Here is a 15,466-nt window from a genome sequence, read left to right on the forward strand (position 1 = left end):
CTTGAAAAATGTCGCAATACCTGTCTGCTTTCGCCATTTCCATTCGTCTTCCACCCAGACAGACCTGACGGGAGACAACAATGACGGGTTCCTCTTATCGCTGGGTGATCGTCGCCGCCGGCGGATTGCTCGGCTGTGTCGCGATTGGCGGCATGTTTTCGCTACCCGTGTTCCTGCAGCCGATCGCCAAGGACACCGGCTGGTCGGTGACCGGCATCTCCAGCGCGATGACGATTGGCTTCCTGGCGATGGCCTTCACCAGCATGGCCTGGGGCACGCTGACGGACAAGTTTGGTCCGCTGCCGGTGGTGCTGACGGGATCGACCGTGCTGGCGCTGAGCCTGTTCGCCGCGAGCCATGCGACCTCGCTCATTGTGTTCCAGTTCGTGTTCGGCCTGCTGGTCGGCGCCTCCTGCGCCGCGATCTTTGCGCCGATGATGGCGACCGTCACCGGCTGGTTCGACACCCAACGCGGCCTCGCGGTCTCGCTGGTGTCGGCCGGCATGGGCGTGGCGCCGATGACAATGGCGCCATTCGCGGCCTGGCTCGTCTCCAACCATGACTGGCGCACCGCGATGCAGATCGTGTCGTTGGTCGTCGCTGTCATCATGATCCCGGTCGCACTCCTGGTCCGCCGTCCGCCGGCGCTGGCGCATCCGCCGGTCGCGGCAGCGGCCGGGAGCGGCCCGCAATCCGAGATGACGGTGGGCGAAGCGCTGCGCTCGCCGCAATTCATCATCCTGCTCGCCACCAATTTCTTCTGCTGCGCCACCCATTCCGGCCCGATCATCCACACCGTCAGCTATGCCGTGAGCTGCGGCATCCCGCTGATCTCGGCGGTGACGATCTACAGCGTCGAGGGGCTGGCTGGTCTCGGTGGCCGCATCGCCTTCGGCCTGATGGGCGATCGTCTGGGCGCCAAGCGCGTGCTGGTCTCGGGTCTGCTCGCGCAAGCCTTCGGCGCGCTCGCCTATGTCTTCGCCCATCAGCTCACGACCTTCTACATGGTCGCGATGATCTTCGGCTTCATCTATGCCGGCACCATGCCGCTCTATGCGGTGATCGTCCGCGAAAACTTTCCGCTCAAGATGATGGGCACCGTGATCGGCGGCACGGCGATGGCCGGCAGTCTCGGCATGGCAACGGGCCCGCTCGCCGGCGGCCTGATCTATGATGCGTTCTCCAGCTACGCCTGGCTTTATATCGGCTCCTGGGCGATGGGCCTCGGCGCCTTCCTGATGGCGATGACGTTCCGCCCGTTCCCGAAGCCGCAAGCTGAGCCCGCGCCGGTGGCGGCGTGACGAGATCTACGACCGGATCTGTTTCTCGAAGAACAAATCCGGGTAGGGGTCGTCGTTGAAGCGCGGGATCTCGCGCCAGCCGGTGGTGCGGTAGAGCTGGCCGGCCTCCGGCAGCGCGCTGTTGGTGTCGAGCCGCAACAGTGCGATGCCGAGTGTGGGTGCGGCATCCTCGGCGGCATCCATCAGGCGCTTGCCGAGGCCCAATCCGCGCGCGGAGGGCGCGACCCACAGCCGCTTGATCTCGGCATAGCCGTGATCCGTTCCCTTCAGGCCGACGCAGCCGATCGGCAGCGTGTCCGATATCGCCACGATGAAGCTGCCGCGCGGCCGGCGCATGTCCTTGGCATCAGGATCGCGCGACAGCGAGACGTCAAAGCCCTGTTTGAAGCGGCGACCGAGCTCGGCGTAATACTCTCTCAGGCAATAGCGCGCCTCGTCGCTGCGCGGATCCATCTCGGCGAGCGCGATACGATCGCGCGTCAGCGCGGACGCGATCAGGTCCATCGCCGCGAGCAGCGCCTCGGCTTGCGCATTCCGGGCGAGAAAGCTCTCGGCCTGCGTATTCGACAGCGCCTCATAGGCCGCGAATTCGCGCTTGCCGACGCGAGTCAGGTTGGCCACGCGGCGCCGCGCATCGTCCGCGTGCGCTTGCGTCTCGATCAGGCCTTCCTCTTCGAGGCTGCGCAACAGCCGGCTCATCAGCCCGGAATCGAGGCCGAGATAGTCGCGGACCTCGCCGACGTCGGAGCGTCCCTGTCCGATCGCATTGAGCACGCGCGCCGCCCCCAGCGGCCGCCCGCGCCCGAGGAAGGACGTATCGAGCGCGCCGACGGCGGAGGTCACGGCACGGTTGAAGCGGCGGACGCGGGAGACGGGATCGAGCATTATCTGACTTTAGTCAGATATCGCGAGCTGGTCAATCCACCTCACTTCACGAGTGTCAGCAGAGGCTTGTCTTTCGCGACGATATAGGTCGCAAGCTCGCTCGCAGTCCCGCTGCCCACATTCTTCGCGGCATGAACCGTTCCGGCCGGAATGAACAGCACATCGCCGGCCTTCAGCGTCACCGGCGGCTTGCCGTCGACGTCATATTCCACGGTGCCGGCCAGCACATAGATGACCTCCTCGCCCGGATGAAGGTGGCGGCCGAACGCAACGCCGGGGGCGAGGTCGACGCGGACCTGCACCGCCTCGCGTCCAGGCACGCTGAGATCGTGGCGCTGGAGGTCGGTGCGGGTGACGCCGGTCGGTTGCGCGGCGGCTGCCGGCAGCGTGACAAGATTGGTCGCAAGCACGGCGGCACTCGCCAGCGCGCGGACGGTTTGCGGGAAATTCTTGCTCATGATCGGCTCCTTGTGGTCGGTCGATGTCTGCGCCGCGCGGGCCCGGCCGTTGTTCGGCCGGCCCGCGTCGGGTGATGCGCTTCAGACGAGCGTGGTGGTCACTTCGATGTTGCCGTGAACCGCCTTGGAGTAGGGGCAGATTCCGTGCGCGGCCTCGATCAGCTCCTGGGCGATGGCGCGATCGACGCCGGGGACGCTGACGTCGAGGCGGGCGCGCAGGAAGAAGCCGCTGGCCGCATTGTTCAGGTCGATCGCGGCATCGACCGACGGCTCTTGCGGCAGCTTGACCTTGCGCTGAGCGGCGGCGAGGCCGATCGCGCCGAGATAGCAGGCCGACCACGCGGCGGCGAACAGGTTTTCGGCGGCGGGGTGCGGCTGCGGCAGCTTGATGTCGAGCTGGCCATCCTGCGAGCGCGCGGCGCCGTCTTGGCCCGCGGTGACGTGGGTCTTTCCGGTGAAGAGAACTTTTGCTGCGATGGTCATGACAGATCCTCTCGGGTTGGAGTTATATCGTATCCGATCTAATCGGATGCGCGTTGAAATAAACCTGGTGTGCTGCCCGGTCAAGCTCTTCCGATTTAATCGGATGCGATTTATATCGGTTGGCAGATCACAAATTGCGGAGGTTCCCGTGGCCCGTCTTTCCAAATCCACCGATAAAGGCCGAAAACTGTCGAATTTCCTATGCTTTGCCGTCTATTCGGCCAATCTGGCCTTTGGCCGCGCTTACAAGCCGCTGCTGGACAAGGTCGGCCTGACCTACACCCAGTACATCGCCATGGTGGCGCTCTCGGACGAAGACGAACTGACCGTGAGTGCGCTCGGCGACAAGCTGTTCCTGGAATCCAACACGTTGACGCCGATCCTGAAGAAGCTGGAACAGATGGGCTTGATCAAGCGCCACCGCGATCCAGCCGACGAGCGCCAGGTGCGGGTCAGCCTGACAGCGGCCGGCAAAAAGCTGATCGAGCAGGATCTCGGGGGGGCCGTGATCGAGGCGACCGGGCTCGGTGATGATTTTCCGGTGGTGCAGACAACGGTGAGCCGGCTGCGCGACAATCTGCTGCGCAACACGCAAGCGGTGAGAAGAAGCGCTAATCAAGACCAGGCACGCGCGTCCGAACTTAAAGTCGGAGTCGGCGTCCGCCTCCGACGCACGTGAGTGGCGTCGCTCTAGCAGGCGGAGCGCGGAATCATCCAGGTCGCGACGGTCTGCCAGAGACCGTCGTCGCGGCGGCGCTGATACGCAACGAAATCGCTGCCATCGTCGCGCACGAGCTCATAGCGATGGTTTTTGGCGGATGGGGTGTTGGTCTTGCGCATGGAAATTCTCCATCAGAAAGAGAGTTTCTCAAGAGCTAGTTGCGATGCGACATCGTCTCAATGGGAGGATGGACATCATCTCGTCACGTTGTAGAGAGTGCGCACGGCCGTTGCCTCGGTCCTTCATCCGATACGCTGTCGGGGATGAGCCAATCGCACCACGCGCGATAATCCGGCGGCTCTTGGATCGGCCGTATCTCTAGCGAAGCGAAGATCTAGTCCGGCCTGAACCGAAACGCCGCGGCGTACTGGATGCCCCGGTCAAGCCTGGTCAAGCCGGGGCATGACAGTGGAGTATTGCAGGAGCGCACGACGCGAGACGGATCACGCTTCATTGTGAGTTGTGCCCGCGCCGCTAGCCGCTACCATGGGCCGCCCCCGGAACACGGGAGCCAGCAGCAAGCGGAGGCGGCATGAGCGAGCAGGACCATAAAGTCAAAGGATCCGACCTGTTCGTTGCAGCGCTGGAGAACGAAGGCGTCGATCGCATCTTCGGTGTTCCCGGCGAGGAAAACCTCGACCTGGTCGAGTCGCTGCGGACCTCCAAAATCGAGCTGGTCCTGACCCGCCATGAGCAAGCGGCTGCCTTCATGGCCGCGACGCATGGCCGGCTCACGGGCAAGCCCGGCGTTTGCCTGTCGACGCTCGGCCCCGGTGCGCTCAACCTGTCGACCGGCGCGGCCTATGCGCATCTCGGCGCGATGCCGATGATCCTCATCACCGGCCAGAAGCCGATCATGAGCAGCCGACAGGCGCGATTCCAGATCGTGGACGTGGTCGCGACCATGAAGCCGCTGACCAAGCTCTCTCGGCAGATCATCAGCGCCTCGTCGATCCCGACCGTGGTGCGCGATGCCTTTCGCGTGGCGATGGAGGAGCGGCCGGGTCCGGTGCATCTCGAACTACCCGAAGACATCGCGGGCGACGAGGTGTCGGCCACCTCCGTGATTCCGATCCACCCGATCGAGATTCCGGTCGCTCATCGCGCTGCGCTCGACCGTGCCGCCGGGATGATTTTGGCCGCAAAGCATCCGCTGGTGATGATGGGCGCAGCGACCAGCCGGCCGCGCTCGACCCACGGCATCGCGAGCTTCGTGCGGCGGACCGGCATTCCGTTCTTCACCACGCAGATGGGCAAAGGCACCGTGCCCGGCGGCACCAATCTCTACATGGGCACCGCGGCGCTGTCCGAGCGTGACTATGTCCACGATGCCATCGACGCCGCTGATCTGATCGTGGCGATCGGCCATGACCCGATCGAGAAGCCACCCTTCATCATGGGGCCGTCGGGACCGAAAGTGATTCACGTCAGCTACACCTCGGCCAGCGTCGAGCAGGTCTATTTTCCCGACGCCGAGGTGGTCGGCGACGTCGGCCCGAGCCTCGAGCTTCTGGCCGACCGGCTCGAAGGCAAGCTGCCACAGGCGGCAGCACTCTTGCCGTTGCGCGAAGAGATCCTCAAGCACATCGCAGACCGCGCCACCGAGACGCGCTGGCCGCCGACGCCACAGCGCATCGTGCACGACATCCGCCAGGTCATCCCGGAGAACGGCATCGTCGCGCTCGACAACGGCATGTACAAGATCTGGTTCGCGCGCAACTACCGCACCCGTGTCGCCAACACGCTTTTGCTCGACAACGCGCTGGCGACGATGGGGGCCGGCCTGCCGTCGGCGATGATGGCCGCGATGCTCTATCCCGATCGCCGCGTGCTCGCGGTCGCCGGCGACGGCGGCTTCATGATGAACAGCCAGGAGATGGAGACCGCCGTCCGTCTCAAGCTCAATCTCGTCGTGCTCGTGCTCGAGGACAACGCCTACGGCATGATCCGCTGGAAACAGGCCGTCGATCACTTTGCCGATTACGGCATGACCTTCGGCAATCCCGACTTTGTCATGTACGCGAACGCCTATGGCGCCACGGGGCATCGCATCGAAAGTATCGACAGCTTTGGCCCGACGCTCGATACGGCATTCAAGGAGGGCGGCGTGCATTTGGTCGTGATCCCGATCGACTATTCGGAGAATGTGCGCGTGCTCGTCGATGAGTTGCGGGCGCATGAGAAGTCGAAGGCGTGAGTTGCTTGCGACGATGATGTTGAAGCAGAAGCGCGTACAAAACTACGGTCTCGTGCCCCGGACGCAGCGCAGCGCTCCTTCAGCGGTGCGCTGCAGAGCCGGGGCCCATGGATCAGCGAACTCCATGGCTTCCTGGGTCCCGGCTCTACGCAGCAACGCTAAAGCGTTGCTGCGCGTCCGGGACACGAGAGGAACTTGTCTCGCGCTCCCCAATCAATGACACTGACCATCATCCAACCAAAAACAGGAATAAGATATGACTCGCGTTCGCTGTATCACCGAGATGGGCATGGGCGTCGACGTTCACGGCCGGGACGCCACCAAGGCGGCGAAGCGGGCTGTGTCGGATGCGATCCGGCATTCGAGCCTCGGTTTCTTCCGGATGATCGGCAAGACCGCAAACGACATGTTCGTCGACGTCACCATCGGCGTGCCCAATCCCGAGGCCGTCGACAAGGAGGCGGTTGCGAAGGAGCTTCCCTACGGCACCGTGACCGTCAACGCCGTCAAGGGAGGGCTGGAGATTCCCTCGGCGACGGAGCAGGCCAACGACCCCATCCTCATCGCTAACGCCGCTGTCATCGTCAGCTTCGACAAGGACTAGGCCGATGTCCGACAGCGATCTGCGGCTACTGGATCATCCGATCTGGAGCGCGCTGACCACGAGCCATAAGCATCTGGCCGAAGGCGGCCCGCGGGCGCTGCGTTATCCCGTGGACATGACGCCGTTTGCCGACATGGTCGACATGTCCGCGGCAAGCTTTGCCGCGCTCGGCGATCTGATGTCGCCTTCGCAGGTTGTCGCGCTGTTCACGCCGGAGCCGGTCGACGTTCCCGCCGGCTTCAACGTCGTGCTGGCCGAGACAGGCGAGCAGATGATCGGCTCGCCTGCGGACAGCCCGTCGCCTGACGCCGAGATCGTCACGCTCGGCAAGGCCGACGTCCCCGCGATGATGGCGCTGACGGCGCTGACCAAGCCCGGGCCGTTCGCGTTGCGAACGCATGAGCTCGGCACGTTCCTTGGCATTCGCGCCGGCGGCGAATTGGTCGCGATGACCGGCGAGCGTATGAATCCGGGGAAGTTCGTCGAGATGACAGCGGTCTGCGTTCATCCCGATTATCGCGGGCGCGGCTACGCGCAGGCGCTGCTCGCAGCGGTGGCGCGCCAGATCGAGGCGCGCGGAGAAATTCCGTTCCTGCACGTGTTTTCGAACAACACGTCAGCCATTGCGCTCTATCAGCGCCAGGGCATGCGCATCCGTCGCCGTCTGCACGTGACGGCGCTCGTGAAGCAGGGATGACGGCCCGGCGGAGTGCGCCGGGCCGCAGCATGATCCGGAAAAGTGCGAAGCGGTTTCCCGAAAGGATCATGCTCGATGCGCCGCTCTTGAGCGAGGAATCGATGCCGTCGAGCGCGGATGAGAGCGCGGACTCATCGCTCGAGCTGATGGTGCCGGCCGAGACTTCCTTGGTGAGTTCGCTCTTGAGGCGGTCGAGTGGGGAGTAGGAATTGGTGGTCGTGGCAGAGATCGAGGTCATTACCGGTCACTCCTGGTGATGTCTGGGATACGCTGAACATGACGATGAGGCTAAAGGTCGCGCGCTTAACGAGGTCTTGCCGCAAGGATTGCTGGCGTTTTCGTTGTGTTGCTCACACGGCGTGCGAACACGCGGCGAAACAAAAATGCGGGTGTTACAGGCGCCGCCCGCGCCTCGCGCGAACGGGCTTCCCCGCGGCCGATTCGTTGCTATATCCATCGCAACCAATTCGGGGGGAGCCTATCCATGGACGCCAGGACAACAAATAAGACACCAGATTTTTCCGCTGTGCGGACGGCGATGCAGCGCTACGTCGATCAGGAGATCGTTCCCGGCGTGTCCTGGGCAGTGCTGCGCGGACGCGAGGTGGTCGACCAGCAATGCGTCGGCTTTGCCGATCGCGAGGCGAAGACGGCGCTCCGGCCGGACCATATCTTTCGTGCCTTCTCCAACACCAAGATTTTCGTCACCTCTGCGGTCATGCTGCTGGTCGAGGAAGGCCGCATCGGGCTCGATGACGCAATCGAGAAATACCTGCCGCAGCTTGGCAATCGCAAAGTGCTGAAGCAAGGGGCGGCAAATCTTGCCGATATCGAGCCGGCGAACGGCCCGATCACGATCCGGCAGCTTCTGACCCACACCTCGGGTCTCAGCTACGGCATCTTCGATCCCGGCACGGTGCTGTTCAAGGGCTACAACGACGCGCGCGTGCTCAATCCGCTGACGCCGCTGACCGACATGATCGACAAGCTTGCCGATCTGCCGCTGTCCTATCAACCCGGCGCGAGCTGGGAATATTCGGTGGCGACCGACGTGGTCGGCCGTGTCGTGGAGGTCGTCTCGGGCAAGCCCCTTGACGCCTTCTTCAAAGCACGCATCTTCGATCCGCTCGGCATGACCGATACCGGCTTCTCCGTGCCTGAAACGCAGCAGGGCAGGCTGGTCGCGCACTACACCGGCGCCGACGTGCTCGATCCGATGAAGCCCGGCTTGACCCGCGCCGACAATCTGCCTTACCCGCAGGCCTATCGACGGCCGTTCCCGCGGCTGTCGGGTGGCGGCGGGCTGGTCTCGACCCTGCCAGACATGCTCGCGCTGGTGCGCGCCCTGGTGCCCGGGCCGGAGGCGTTGCTGAAGCCGGAGACGCTGCGGCTGATGATGACCAACCAGTTGCCGGCGGGCCAGACCATTCGCTTTGCCAATCTCGGGCCGATGCCCGGCAAGGGCTTTGGCCTCGGCGGCGCCGTGACCTTCGCGCCGACGCCGTTCGATCCTCCGAATTCCACCGGCGAATTCCAGTGGGGCGGGCTCGCCGGCACCCATTGGTGGATATGCCCTGAAGCCAACACCGCCGGCGTCCTGATGGCCCAGCGCCATATGGGCTTCTGGAATCCGTTCTTCTTCGAGTTCAAGCGCCTGGCCTACCAGGCGGTCGGAGGCTGACCGCCGGCGTGCCGAATTATCTCGGTCTCGATGGATTTCGCTTCGGCTGGGTCGCCGCGTGGATCGATGAGCGCGGCCAGCATGGATTCGACTATTCGCCGGGCCTGACGCGTCTGCTCGCGATGCCGCATGCGCGTGCGATGATCGACATGCCGATCGGATTGAAGCTGAGCGGCTATCGCGCGTGCGACCTGCGCGCGCGCGAATTGGTAGGCCCCGCTGTATTCCTCGGGGCCCGCCGCGATCTCTGGACGTTTCCCGACATGGCGGCGGCCAATCGCCACTATTGGGAGCACGAAGGCAAGGGCAGGGGCGTCTCGGCGCAGCTCTGGAACATCAGGGACAAGATCAGGGAGGTCGACGAGATCATGACGCCGGCGCGGCAGACGACGATCGGCGAGGCACATCCGGAATTGATCTTCCGGAATCTTGCGAGGGGAGTCCTGCTTGCGAGGAAGACATCGGCGGAAGGTCGCGAGCAACGCATCGCACTGTTGGCGCAACGTGGCTTTACGCGCTTGCCAAAGTGGCTGACGCAGCGCCACGGCGCCGGCATAGGCCGCGACGATCTCATCGATGCCTGCGCCTGCGCAGTCGCGGCGCGGGACAGCACGCAGCGCGTCGGCGGGGATGAGATCGATCCGCGCGGTCTGCGGATGGAGATCAATTACTGAGGCGGTGCCGATAGCCCGAGTCCGGGAAAAACAGGCAAAATTATTTGAACCATATAGGAACTGGCGATGGCCGGCCAGCGTTCCCCGTGCGAACAGAATTGAGAGAAGCTCGTGCGATGAATGATGCCAGTCAGTTCGCGACAGCGATGCTCGCGCTCGTTTTCGCCGGAGCATTGCTCGTCACCGCGCAGCTCTTCGTCGACCAACGCGCCCAGCGCGACATGGTCTACGCCACCAGTCATCTGCTGCGGCCGTTGTGATCCGGCTGAATGGCTCGGCCTTGCGCCGTTCGGTGGCTCGCCTAGATTGGGCGGCATCTCACGAACGATGCCGGGGTCCCGATGTCCGATTTGTCCGCCTTTCCGATCACCAAGCGCTGGCCTGCCAAGCATCCGGAGTTGCTCCAGCTCTATTCGCTGCCGACGCCTAACGGCGTCAAGGTTTCGATCATGCTGGAGGAGATCGGATTGCCCTACGAAGTCCATCTCGTGGACTTCGGCAAGGACGACCAGAAGACGCCGGAATTCCTCTCGCTCAATCCGAACGGCAAGATCCCGGCGATCCTCGATCCCAACGGCCCCGGCGGCAGACCGCTGCCACTGTTCGAGTCCGGTGCCATCCTGCAATACCTCGCGGAGAAGACCGGCAAGCTGCTGCCGCAGGATGCCGCGCGCCGTTACCAGACCATCCAGTGGGTGCACTTCCAGATGGGCGGCATCGGGCCGATGTTCGGCCAGGTCGGCTTCTTCCACAAATTCGCCGGCAAGGATTTTGAGGACAAGCGGCCGCGGGATCGCTACGTCAGCGAGGCCAAACGCCTGCTTGGCGTGATGGAGACGCATCTTGCCGACCAGCAATGGTTCATGGATGACGACTACACCATCGCCGACATTTCGATGTTTGGCTGGGTACGCAACCTCGTCGGCTTTTACGGTGCCGGCGATCTCGTCGAATTCACTCAGTTCAAGTCGGTCGCGGCCTGGCTCGAACGCGGGCTGGTGCGTCCGGCCGTTGAGCGCGGGTTGAACATTCCCAAGCGGCCGTGAGAGAGCTTTTGGTCAAGTCCGGGGTGGCCTGGCCGATGAAACAGGAGGATGAAGCGATGGGCGGCCGGCGAAGGCGATGCCTGCCGCTAGAACAGCCGCCCGCCGTTCGGCACCGGCTTGCTCGGCTGCATCAGCACGACCTTGCCGTCGGCATCGGGGAAGCCGAGCGTCAGCACCTCCGAGACAACAGGTCCGATCTGGCGCGGCGGGAAATTAACGACGGCCGCGACCTGCTGTCCGATCAGCGTCTCGATCGGATGGTTCTCGGTGATCTGCGCCGAGCTCTTGCGCACGCCGATGGCGGGGCCGAAGTCGATCCACAGCCGCCAGGCCGGCTTGCGCGCCTCGGGAAACGGTTTTGCATCGACGATGGTGCCGACGCGGATATCGACCGAGAGAAACGTGTTGAAGTCGATGGTCGGCGAGGCGGATGCGGCGGGATCGTGGGTGACGTGCATGGTGTGTCCGTTCGGAAGAGGTCGACAGCGTCGTTGGCAATATTGTCGCGCGAAGCGGAGTTTCGTACAACGCAGAGCCACCACGACGCATGCGCGAGGACCGTCTTGCCCAACATCATCTACGGCATCAAGAACTGCGACACCATGAAGAAGGCGCGCGCCTGGCTTGACACCCATGGCGTCGCCTACGAGTTCCACGACTACAAGGCCGCCGGCGTCGAGAAGGACAAGCTCAAGCAATGGAGCGACAAGCTCGGCTGGGAAATGCTGCTCAATCGCGCCGGCACCACCTTCAAGAAGCTGCCCGATGCCGACAAGGAAGGCCTGACCGAGAAGAAGGCGTTGGCGCTGATGCTAGCGCAACCATCGATGATCAAGCGGCCCGTGCTCGAAATCGGCGGCAAGCTCCTGGTCGGCTTCAAGCCGGATGTTTACGAGAAGGAAGTCAGCGCCAAATCGCGCAAGAGCTAATTCAGCTCGATGATCTCGGCGGTGACGCCGGGGCCGGACTGGTCGGCGAATTCCACGACGTCGGCGGCCGCGATGCGGCCGGGTGCGCGGTGAAACAGGTCGCGGTCGATCACCGTGCGTAGTTTCGGCCGCGGCGGCGCGTCATTTCCGCGCAGCAGATTCTTGATCTCGAAGCCGCCGTCTTCGCAGAAGGTTTTGAGCGAAGCGATGACGTGACTGACCTTGTCGTCGGTCAGGAAAGGCAGCAGCAGCCGCTCATAGGCGACGACGCGGCCGTAGATGTCGTCGACGTCGGCAACGCTGTAGACCGGAAGTCCGCGCGCGACGCATTCGTGATAGACCGGCATGACAAAGGGCGCGAGCTGCGGCCCGACATAATCCTCCAGCAGGATTCCCTTGCCGGTATGGCCATAGGCGCGCGAGATCCGCGTGCCCTCGCTCTGAATGGTCAGGCGCGGCGTCGGCGTCGAATTGTCCACCGTGTAATAGATGAGATCGGATAGCTCCTCCTCGAGTCGCGCGGGCTGATACTCCCAGATCGCCGGCGCCGTCTGCTGGCGCGCATAGAGTCGCAGCCAATTGTTGAGCAGGTCACGCTGCTTGATCGACTTGACGACGGAGGGGGCGGCGCTGGCGAAATCCAAAGCAATATTCCCGGCGATTGAACCCGCGCATGATCGCCGCGGCGGGAAAATTTTTGATGAAGGCTGGCGCGCGGGACCAAAGACCGTTAACGACGGCTTGATGACCGGTGTCTTGCGAACCGGGAGGCCGGCAGGCGCGACATCACAAAACCTCCAACTAAGGGAGCATAAGACTCCCGGCCGGAGGCTCGACCTGCTCAGCTTTCCGCCTTGCCTAACCCCCGTCACCTCCGGCATATTCCGCGCCCGGAGGCGGCGTTCCGGGAAGGCTCCAAGGCCTCCGGAAAGCCGAATTAACAAGGACAGCCACGCGCATTGCGCGGGCGGGGGGAAATCTGTTTGGCCGATGAGTTCATTCTCGAAACGGAAGGCTTGACCAAGGAGTTCGCGGGCTTCTTCGCCGTCCGCGACGTTGCGCTCAAGGTTCGCCGCGGGAGTATCCACGCGTTGATCGGCCCGAACGGGGCCGGCAAGACGACGTGCTTCAATCTTCTGACCAAGTTCCTCAAGCCGTCTGCCGGAAAAATCCTGTACAAGGGACAGGACATCACCGCGATGGCGCCGGCCGACGTGGCCCGCATGGGACTGGTTCGTTCATTCCAGATCTCGGCGGTGTTTCCGCACATGACCGCATTGGAGAACGTTCGTGTCGCGCTTCAGCGCCAGCACGGCAGCTCCTTCGATTTCTGGCGCTCCAAGAGCGTGCTCAACCGCTACAACAGCCGCGCGCATGAGCTGTTGAACGATGTCGGTCTCAGCGAGTTTGCCAATACGCCGGCAGTCGAGATGCCTTACGGGCGCAAGCGCGCGCTCGAGATCGCGACCACGCTAGCGCTCGATCCGGAGATGATGCTGCTGGACGAGCCGATGGCCGGCATGGGCCACGAGGACATCGACAAGATCGCGGCGCTGATCAAGCGTATCTCGGCGAAGTATACCATCCTGATGGTCGAGCATAACTTAAGCGTCGTGGCCAATCTCTCCGACATCATCACCGTGCTGACGCGCGGACAGGTGCTCGCGCAGGGTAATTATTCCGAGCTCACCAAGGACGAGCGCGTCAAGGAAGCCTATTTGGGAGCCGGTCATGCCTGAGATTGCAATGGCCGAGGCTCCGGCGAAGGCCGCAACGGGCGGCAACATCCTCCAGGTCCGCAACTTGGAGGCCTGGTACGGCGAGTCCCACATCCTGCACGGGATCAATTTCGACGTGAACGCGGGCGAGGTCGTCACGTTGCTCGGGCGCAACGGCGCCGGCAAGACGACCACGCTGAAGTCGATCATGGGGATCATCGGCAAGCGCGCCGGCTCGATCAAATTCAACAACCAGGACATCATCCGCGCGACCTCCGACAAGATCGCGCGCATGGGCATCGCGTTCTGCCCGGAGGAGCGGGGAATCTTCTCCAGCCTCGACGTGCGGGAGAATCTGTTGCTGCCGCCGGTGGTACGCCCAGGCGGATTGCCGCTCGAGCAGATCTTCGATCTGTTTCCGAATCTGAAGGAGCGGCTCAACAGCCAGGGCACCAAGCTGTCCGGCGGCGAACAGCAGATGCTCGCGATCGCGCGCATCCTGCGCACCGGCGCCAGCTTCCTGATGCTGGACGAGCCGACCGAAGGTCTCGCGCCTGTCATCATTCAGCAGATCGGTCACACCATTGCGCGGCTGAAGAAGGAAGGCTTCACGATCCTTCTGGTCGAGCAGAACTTCCGGTTCGCATCCACCGTCGCCGACCGTTATTACGTCGTCGAGCACGGCAAGATCATTGACGGATTTTCCAATGCGGAGCTTGCCGCCAACATGGACAAGCTCCACACCTATCTCGGCGTCTAGGACGGCCAAGGGTCGCACGGTTACGAGAAGATTCACAGGGGAAGTAGCATGAAAAAGTCGATTGCATCGTTGTTGCTCGGCACGGCGTTGGCCGTGACCACCGCTGGCGCCGCCTTCGCGCAGGACAAGACGGTCAAGATCGGCGCGCTGTCCGATCAGTCCGGTCTCTATGCCGATCTCGGCGGCCCCGGTTCGACGCTGGCAGCCCGAATGGCGGTTGAAGATTCCGGCCTCGCGGGCAAGGGCTGGAAGATCGACATCATCTCGGGTGATCACCAGAACAAGCCGGATATCGGCACCGCGATCGCCCGGCAGTGGTTCGACGTCGACAAGGTCGACATCATCGTCGACGTGCCGAACTCCGGCGTGGCGCTCGCCGTCAACAACATCGTCAAGGAAAAGAACGGCGTCTACATCAATTCGGGCGCGGCGACCTCCGACCTCACCAACGCGCAGTGCTCGCCCAACACCGTGCACTGGACCTACGACACCTACATGCTGGCCCACACCACGGGGCAGGCGCTGGTGAAGGCTGGTGGCGACACCTGGTTCTTCCTGACTGCCGACTATGCCTTCGGTGCGGCGCTCGAGCGTGACACCACCGCTGTCGTCACCGCCAACGGCGGCAAGGTCGTCGGCGGCGTCAAGCATCCGCTCAACACGCCGGACTTCTCGTCCTTCCTGCTCCAGGCGCAGGCCTCCAAGGCCAAGATCATCGGGCTTGCTAATGCCGGCGGCGACACCACCAATACGATCAAGCAGGCCGCCGAGTTCGGCATCGTCAAGGGTGGCCAGAAGCTCGCGGCGCTGCTCTTGTTCCTCACCGACGTCAAGGCGATCGGTCTGGAAACCGCGCAGGGCCTGAACTTCACCGAGACCTTTTACTGGGACATGAACGACCAGACCCGGGCGTTCTCCAAGAGGTTCTCGGAGAAGATGAAGAACAGCGCTCCGCCGACCATGGTGCAGGCGGGCGTCTATGCCGGCGTGCGCCACTATCTCAAGGCGCTGGACGCGCTCGGCGGCAATCCGCATGACGGCGTCAAGGTCGTCGAGAAGATGAAGTCGATGCCGACGGAAGATGATCTGTTCGGCAAGGGCGAGATCCAGCCCAACGGCCGCACCATCCACAACGCCTATCTGTTCGAGGTGAAGAAGCCCTCCGAGTCCAAGGGACCCTGGGACTTCTACAAGCTCGTCGGCACGGTGTCGGGCGATCAGGCCTTCACGCCGCTGTCCGAGAGCAAGTGCGCGCTGCTCAAGAAGTAAGGCCAACAGCCCGCCGGCGGCGAGCCGGCGGGCGCTACTTTGG

General features: G+C 63.4%; 18 protein-coding genes and 1 pseudogene. 13 read left to right on the forward strand and 6 right to left on the reverse strand.

Annotated features, from left to right (window positions below):
* Positions 1–80: 80 nt before the first annotated feature.
* Positions 81–1,301 (forward strand): MFS transporter, encoded by a 1,221-nt coding sequence (locus ACP2YP_RS17675; RefSeq protein ID WP_426425640.1) that lies wholly within the window; start codon positions 81–83, stop codon positions 1,299–1,301.
* A 6-nt stretch (positions 1,302–1,307) separates the two neighbouring features.
* On the opposite strand, the gene ACP2YP_RS17680 is transcribed toward ACP2YP_RS17675, so the two are convergent.
* The 3 genes from ACP2YP_RS17680 to ACP2YP_RS17690 form a co-directional block, all read right to left on the reverse strand.
* Positions 1,308–2,186 carry a bifunctional helix-turn-helix transcriptional regulator/GNAT family N-acetyltransferase gene (locus ACP2YP_RS17680; protein WP_426425642.1) on the reverse strand — a complete coding sequence of 293 codons (879 nt, stop codon included), beginning with the start codon at positions 2,184–2,186 and terminating at the stop codon, positions 1,308–1,310.
* A 41-nt stretch (positions 2,187–2,227) separates the two neighbouring features.
* Entirely contained in the window at positions 2,228–2,644 is a 417-nt protein-coding gene (locus tag ACP2YP_RS17685; RefSeq protein WP_426425643.1) for a cupin domain-containing protein, read from the reverse strand.
* A gap of 81 nt (positions 2,645–2,725) precedes the next feature.
* Entirely contained in the window at positions 2,726–3,121 is a 396-nt protein-coding gene (locus tag ACP2YP_RS17690) for an Ohr family peroxiredoxin (protein ID WP_426426191.1), read from the reverse strand.
* 109 nt (positions 3,122–3,230) lie between these two features.
* Between ACP2YP_RS17690 and ACP2YP_RS17695 the strand changes: the two are divergent.
* Positions 3,231–3,722 (forward strand): annotated as a pseudogene (locus ACP2YP_RS17695) (MarR family winged helix-turn-helix transcriptional regulator); the annotation flags it as partial.
* 95 nt (positions 3,723–3,817) lie between these two features.
* On the opposite strand, the gene ACP2YP_RS17700 reads toward ACP2YP_RS17695, so the two are convergent.
* Positions 3,818–3,967, reverse strand: a complete 150-nt coding sequence (locus ACP2YP_RS17700; RefSeq protein ID WP_426425644.1) for a hypothetical protein — start codon at positions 3,965–3,967, stop codon at positions 3,818–3,820.
* Between the two features lie 413 nt (positions 3,968–4,380).
* Here ACP2YP_RS17700 and ACP2YP_RS17705 point away from each other — a divergent pair, with 413 nt between their 5' ends.
* From ACP2YP_RS17705 to ACP2YP_RS17735, 7 genes are all read left to right on the forward strand, one after another.
* Positions 4,381–6,045, forward strand: a complete 1,665-nt coding sequence (locus tag ACP2YP_RS17705) for an acetolactate synthase large subunit (RefSeq protein WP_426425645.1) — start codon at positions 4,381–4,383, stop codon at positions 6,043–6,045.
* A 256-nt stretch (positions 6,046–6,301) separates the two neighbouring features.
* The gene (locus ACP2YP_RS17710) at positions 6,302–6,649 is read left to right on the forward strand and encodes a Lin0512 family protein (RefSeq protein WP_027535184.1); all 348 of its coding nucleotides are present in this window, start codon (positions 6,302–6,304) and stop codon (positions 6,647–6,649) included.
* A gap of 4 nt (positions 6,650–6,653) precedes the next feature.
* Positions 6,654–7,346, forward strand: a complete 693-nt coding sequence (locus ACP2YP_RS17715) for a GNAT family N-acetyltransferase (protein WP_426425646.1) — start codon at positions 6,654–6,656, stop codon at positions 7,344–7,346.
* A gap of 484 nt (positions 7,347–7,830) precedes the next feature.
* Entirely contained in the window at positions 7,831–9,027 is a 1,197-nt protein-coding gene (locus tag ACP2YP_RS17720) for a serine hydrolase domain-containing protein (RefSeq protein ID WP_426425647.1), read from the forward strand.
* Between the two features lie 8 nt (positions 9,028–9,035).
* Complete coding sequence (locus ACP2YP_RS17725) at positions 9,036–9,701, forward strand: DUF429 domain-containing protein (RefSeq protein ID WP_426425648.1); 666 nt, start codon at positions 9,036–9,038, stop codon at positions 9,699–9,701.
* Between the two features lie 116 nt (positions 9,702–9,817).
* Positions 9,818–9,961, forward strand: coding sequence for a hypothetical protein (locus tag ACP2YP_RS17730; RefSeq protein ID WP_426425649.1), 144 nt, complete (start codon positions 9,818–9,820; stop codon positions 9,959–9,961).
* Between the two features lie 81 nt (positions 9,962–10,042).
* Complete coding sequence (locus ACP2YP_RS17735; protein ID WP_426425650.1) at positions 10,043–10,747, forward strand: glutathione S-transferase family protein; 705 nt, start codon at positions 10,043–10,045, stop codon at positions 10,745–10,747.
* An 86-nt stretch (positions 10,748–10,833) separates the two neighbouring features.
* On the opposite strand, the gene ACP2YP_RS17740 is transcribed toward ACP2YP_RS17735, so the two are convergent.
* Positions 10,834–11,205, reverse strand: coding sequence for a tRNA-binding protein (locus ACP2YP_RS17740; protein ID WP_426425652.1), 372 nt, complete (start codon positions 11,203–11,205; stop codon positions 10,834–10,836).
* Between the two features lie 105 nt (positions 11,206–11,310).
* Here ACP2YP_RS17740 and ACP2YP_RS17745 point away from each other — a divergent pair, with 105 nt between their 5' ends.
* A complete protein-coding gene (locus ACP2YP_RS17745) occupies positions 11,311–11,676 on the forward strand; it encodes an ArsC family reductase (protein ID WP_426425654.1) in 366 nt (121 codons plus the stop codon).
* Here ACP2YP_RS17745 and ACP2YP_RS17750 read toward each other — a convergent pair.
* Positions 11,673–12,320, reverse strand: a complete 648-nt coding sequence (locus ACP2YP_RS17750; RefSeq protein ID WP_426425656.1) for a PAS domain-containing protein — start codon at positions 12,318–12,320, stop codon at positions 11,673–11,675. The genes ACP2YP_RS17745 and ACP2YP_RS17750 overlap by 4 nt on opposite strands.
* Before the next feature lie 339 nt (positions 12,321–12,659).
* Between ACP2YP_RS17750 and ACP2YP_RS17755 the strand changes: the two genes are divergently transcribed.
* The 3 genes from ACP2YP_RS17755 to ACP2YP_RS17765 are packed head-to-tail and all read left to right on the forward strand — an operon-like array spanning position 12,660 to position 15,423.
* Positions 12,660–13,415, forward strand: a complete 756-nt coding sequence (locus tag ACP2YP_RS17755; RefSeq protein ID WP_426425658.1) for an ABC transporter ATP-binding protein — start codon at positions 12,660–12,662, stop codon at positions 13,413–13,415.
* Positions 13,408–14,154, forward strand: a complete 747-nt coding sequence (locus tag ACP2YP_RS17760; RefSeq protein WP_426425660.1) for an ABC transporter ATP-binding protein — start codon at positions 13,408–13,410, stop codon at positions 14,152–14,154. Before ACP2YP_RS17755 ends, ACP2YP_RS17760 begins: the two co-directional genes overlap by 8 nt.
* 48 nt (positions 14,155–14,202) lie before the next feature.
* On the forward strand, positions 14,203–15,423 hold the full coding sequence (locus tag ACP2YP_RS17765; RefSeq protein ID WP_426425661.1) for an ABC transporter substrate-binding protein: 1,221 nt from the start codon (positions 14,203–14,205) through the stop codon (positions 15,421–15,423).
* Positions 15,424–15,466 lie beyond the last annotated feature (43 nt).

The sequence above is a fragment of the Bradyrhizobium genosp. A genome (genome assembly GCF_049949275.1).
In the GTDB taxonomy this organism is placed as follows: Bacteria; Pseudomonadota; Alphaproteobacteria; order Rhizobiales; family Xanthobacteraceae; genus Bradyrhizobium.

Excerpts from the sequence above, each read along its gene's own strand:
- ACP2YP_RS17675 (WP_426425640.1), top strand. The coding sequence starts at position 81 with ATGACGGGTTCCTCTTATCGCTGGGTGATCGTCGCCGCCGGCGGATTG.
- ACP2YP_RS17680 (WP_426425642.1), bottom strand. The coding sequence starts at position 2,186 with ATGCTCGATCCCGTCTCCCGCGTCCGCCGCTTCAACCGTGCCGTGACC.
- ACP2YP_RS17685 (WP_426425643.1), bottom strand. The coding sequence starts at position 2,644 with ATGAGCAAGAATTTCCCGCAAACCGTCCGCGCGCTGGCGAGTGCCGCC.
- ACP2YP_RS17700 (WP_426425644.1), bottom strand. The coding sequence starts at position 3,967 with ATGCGCAAGACCAACACCCCATCCGCCAAAAACCATCGCTATGAGCTC.
- ACP2YP_RS17705 (WP_426425645.1), top strand. The coding sequence starts at position 4,381 with ATGAGCGAGCAGGACCATAAAGTCAAAGGATCCGACCTGTTCGTTGCA.
- ACP2YP_RS17710 (WP_027535184.1), top strand. The coding sequence starts at position 6,302 with ATGACTCGCGTTCGCTGTATCACCGAGATGGGCATGGGCGTCGACGTT.
- ACP2YP_RS17715 (WP_426425646.1), top strand. The coding sequence starts at position 6,654 with ATGTCCGACAGCGATCTGCGGCTACTGGATCATCCGATCTGGAGCGCG.
- ACP2YP_RS17720 (WP_426425647.1), top strand. The coding sequence starts at position 7,831 with ATGGACGCCAGGACAACAAATAAGACACCAGATTTTTCCGCTGTGCGG.
- ACP2YP_RS17730 (WP_426425649.1), top strand. The coding sequence starts at position 9,818 with ATGAATGATGCCAGTCAGTTCGCGACAGCGATGCTCGCGCTCGTTTTC.
- ACP2YP_RS17735 (WP_426425650.1), top strand. The coding sequence starts at position 10,043 with ATGTCCGATTTGTCCGCCTTTCCGATCACCAAGCGCTGGCCTGCCAAG.
- ACP2YP_RS17740 (WP_426425652.1), bottom strand. The coding sequence starts at position 11,205 with ATGCACGTCACCCACGATCCCGCCGCATCCGCCTCGCCGACCATCGAC.
- ACP2YP_RS17760 (WP_426425660.1), top strand. The coding sequence starts at position 13,408 with ATGCCTGAGATTGCAATGGCCGAGGCTCCGGCGAAGGCCGCAACGGGC.
- ACP2YP_RS17765 (WP_426425661.1), top strand. The coding sequence starts at position 14,203 with ATGAAAAAGTCGATTGCATCGTTGTTGCTCGGCACGGCGTTGGCCGTG.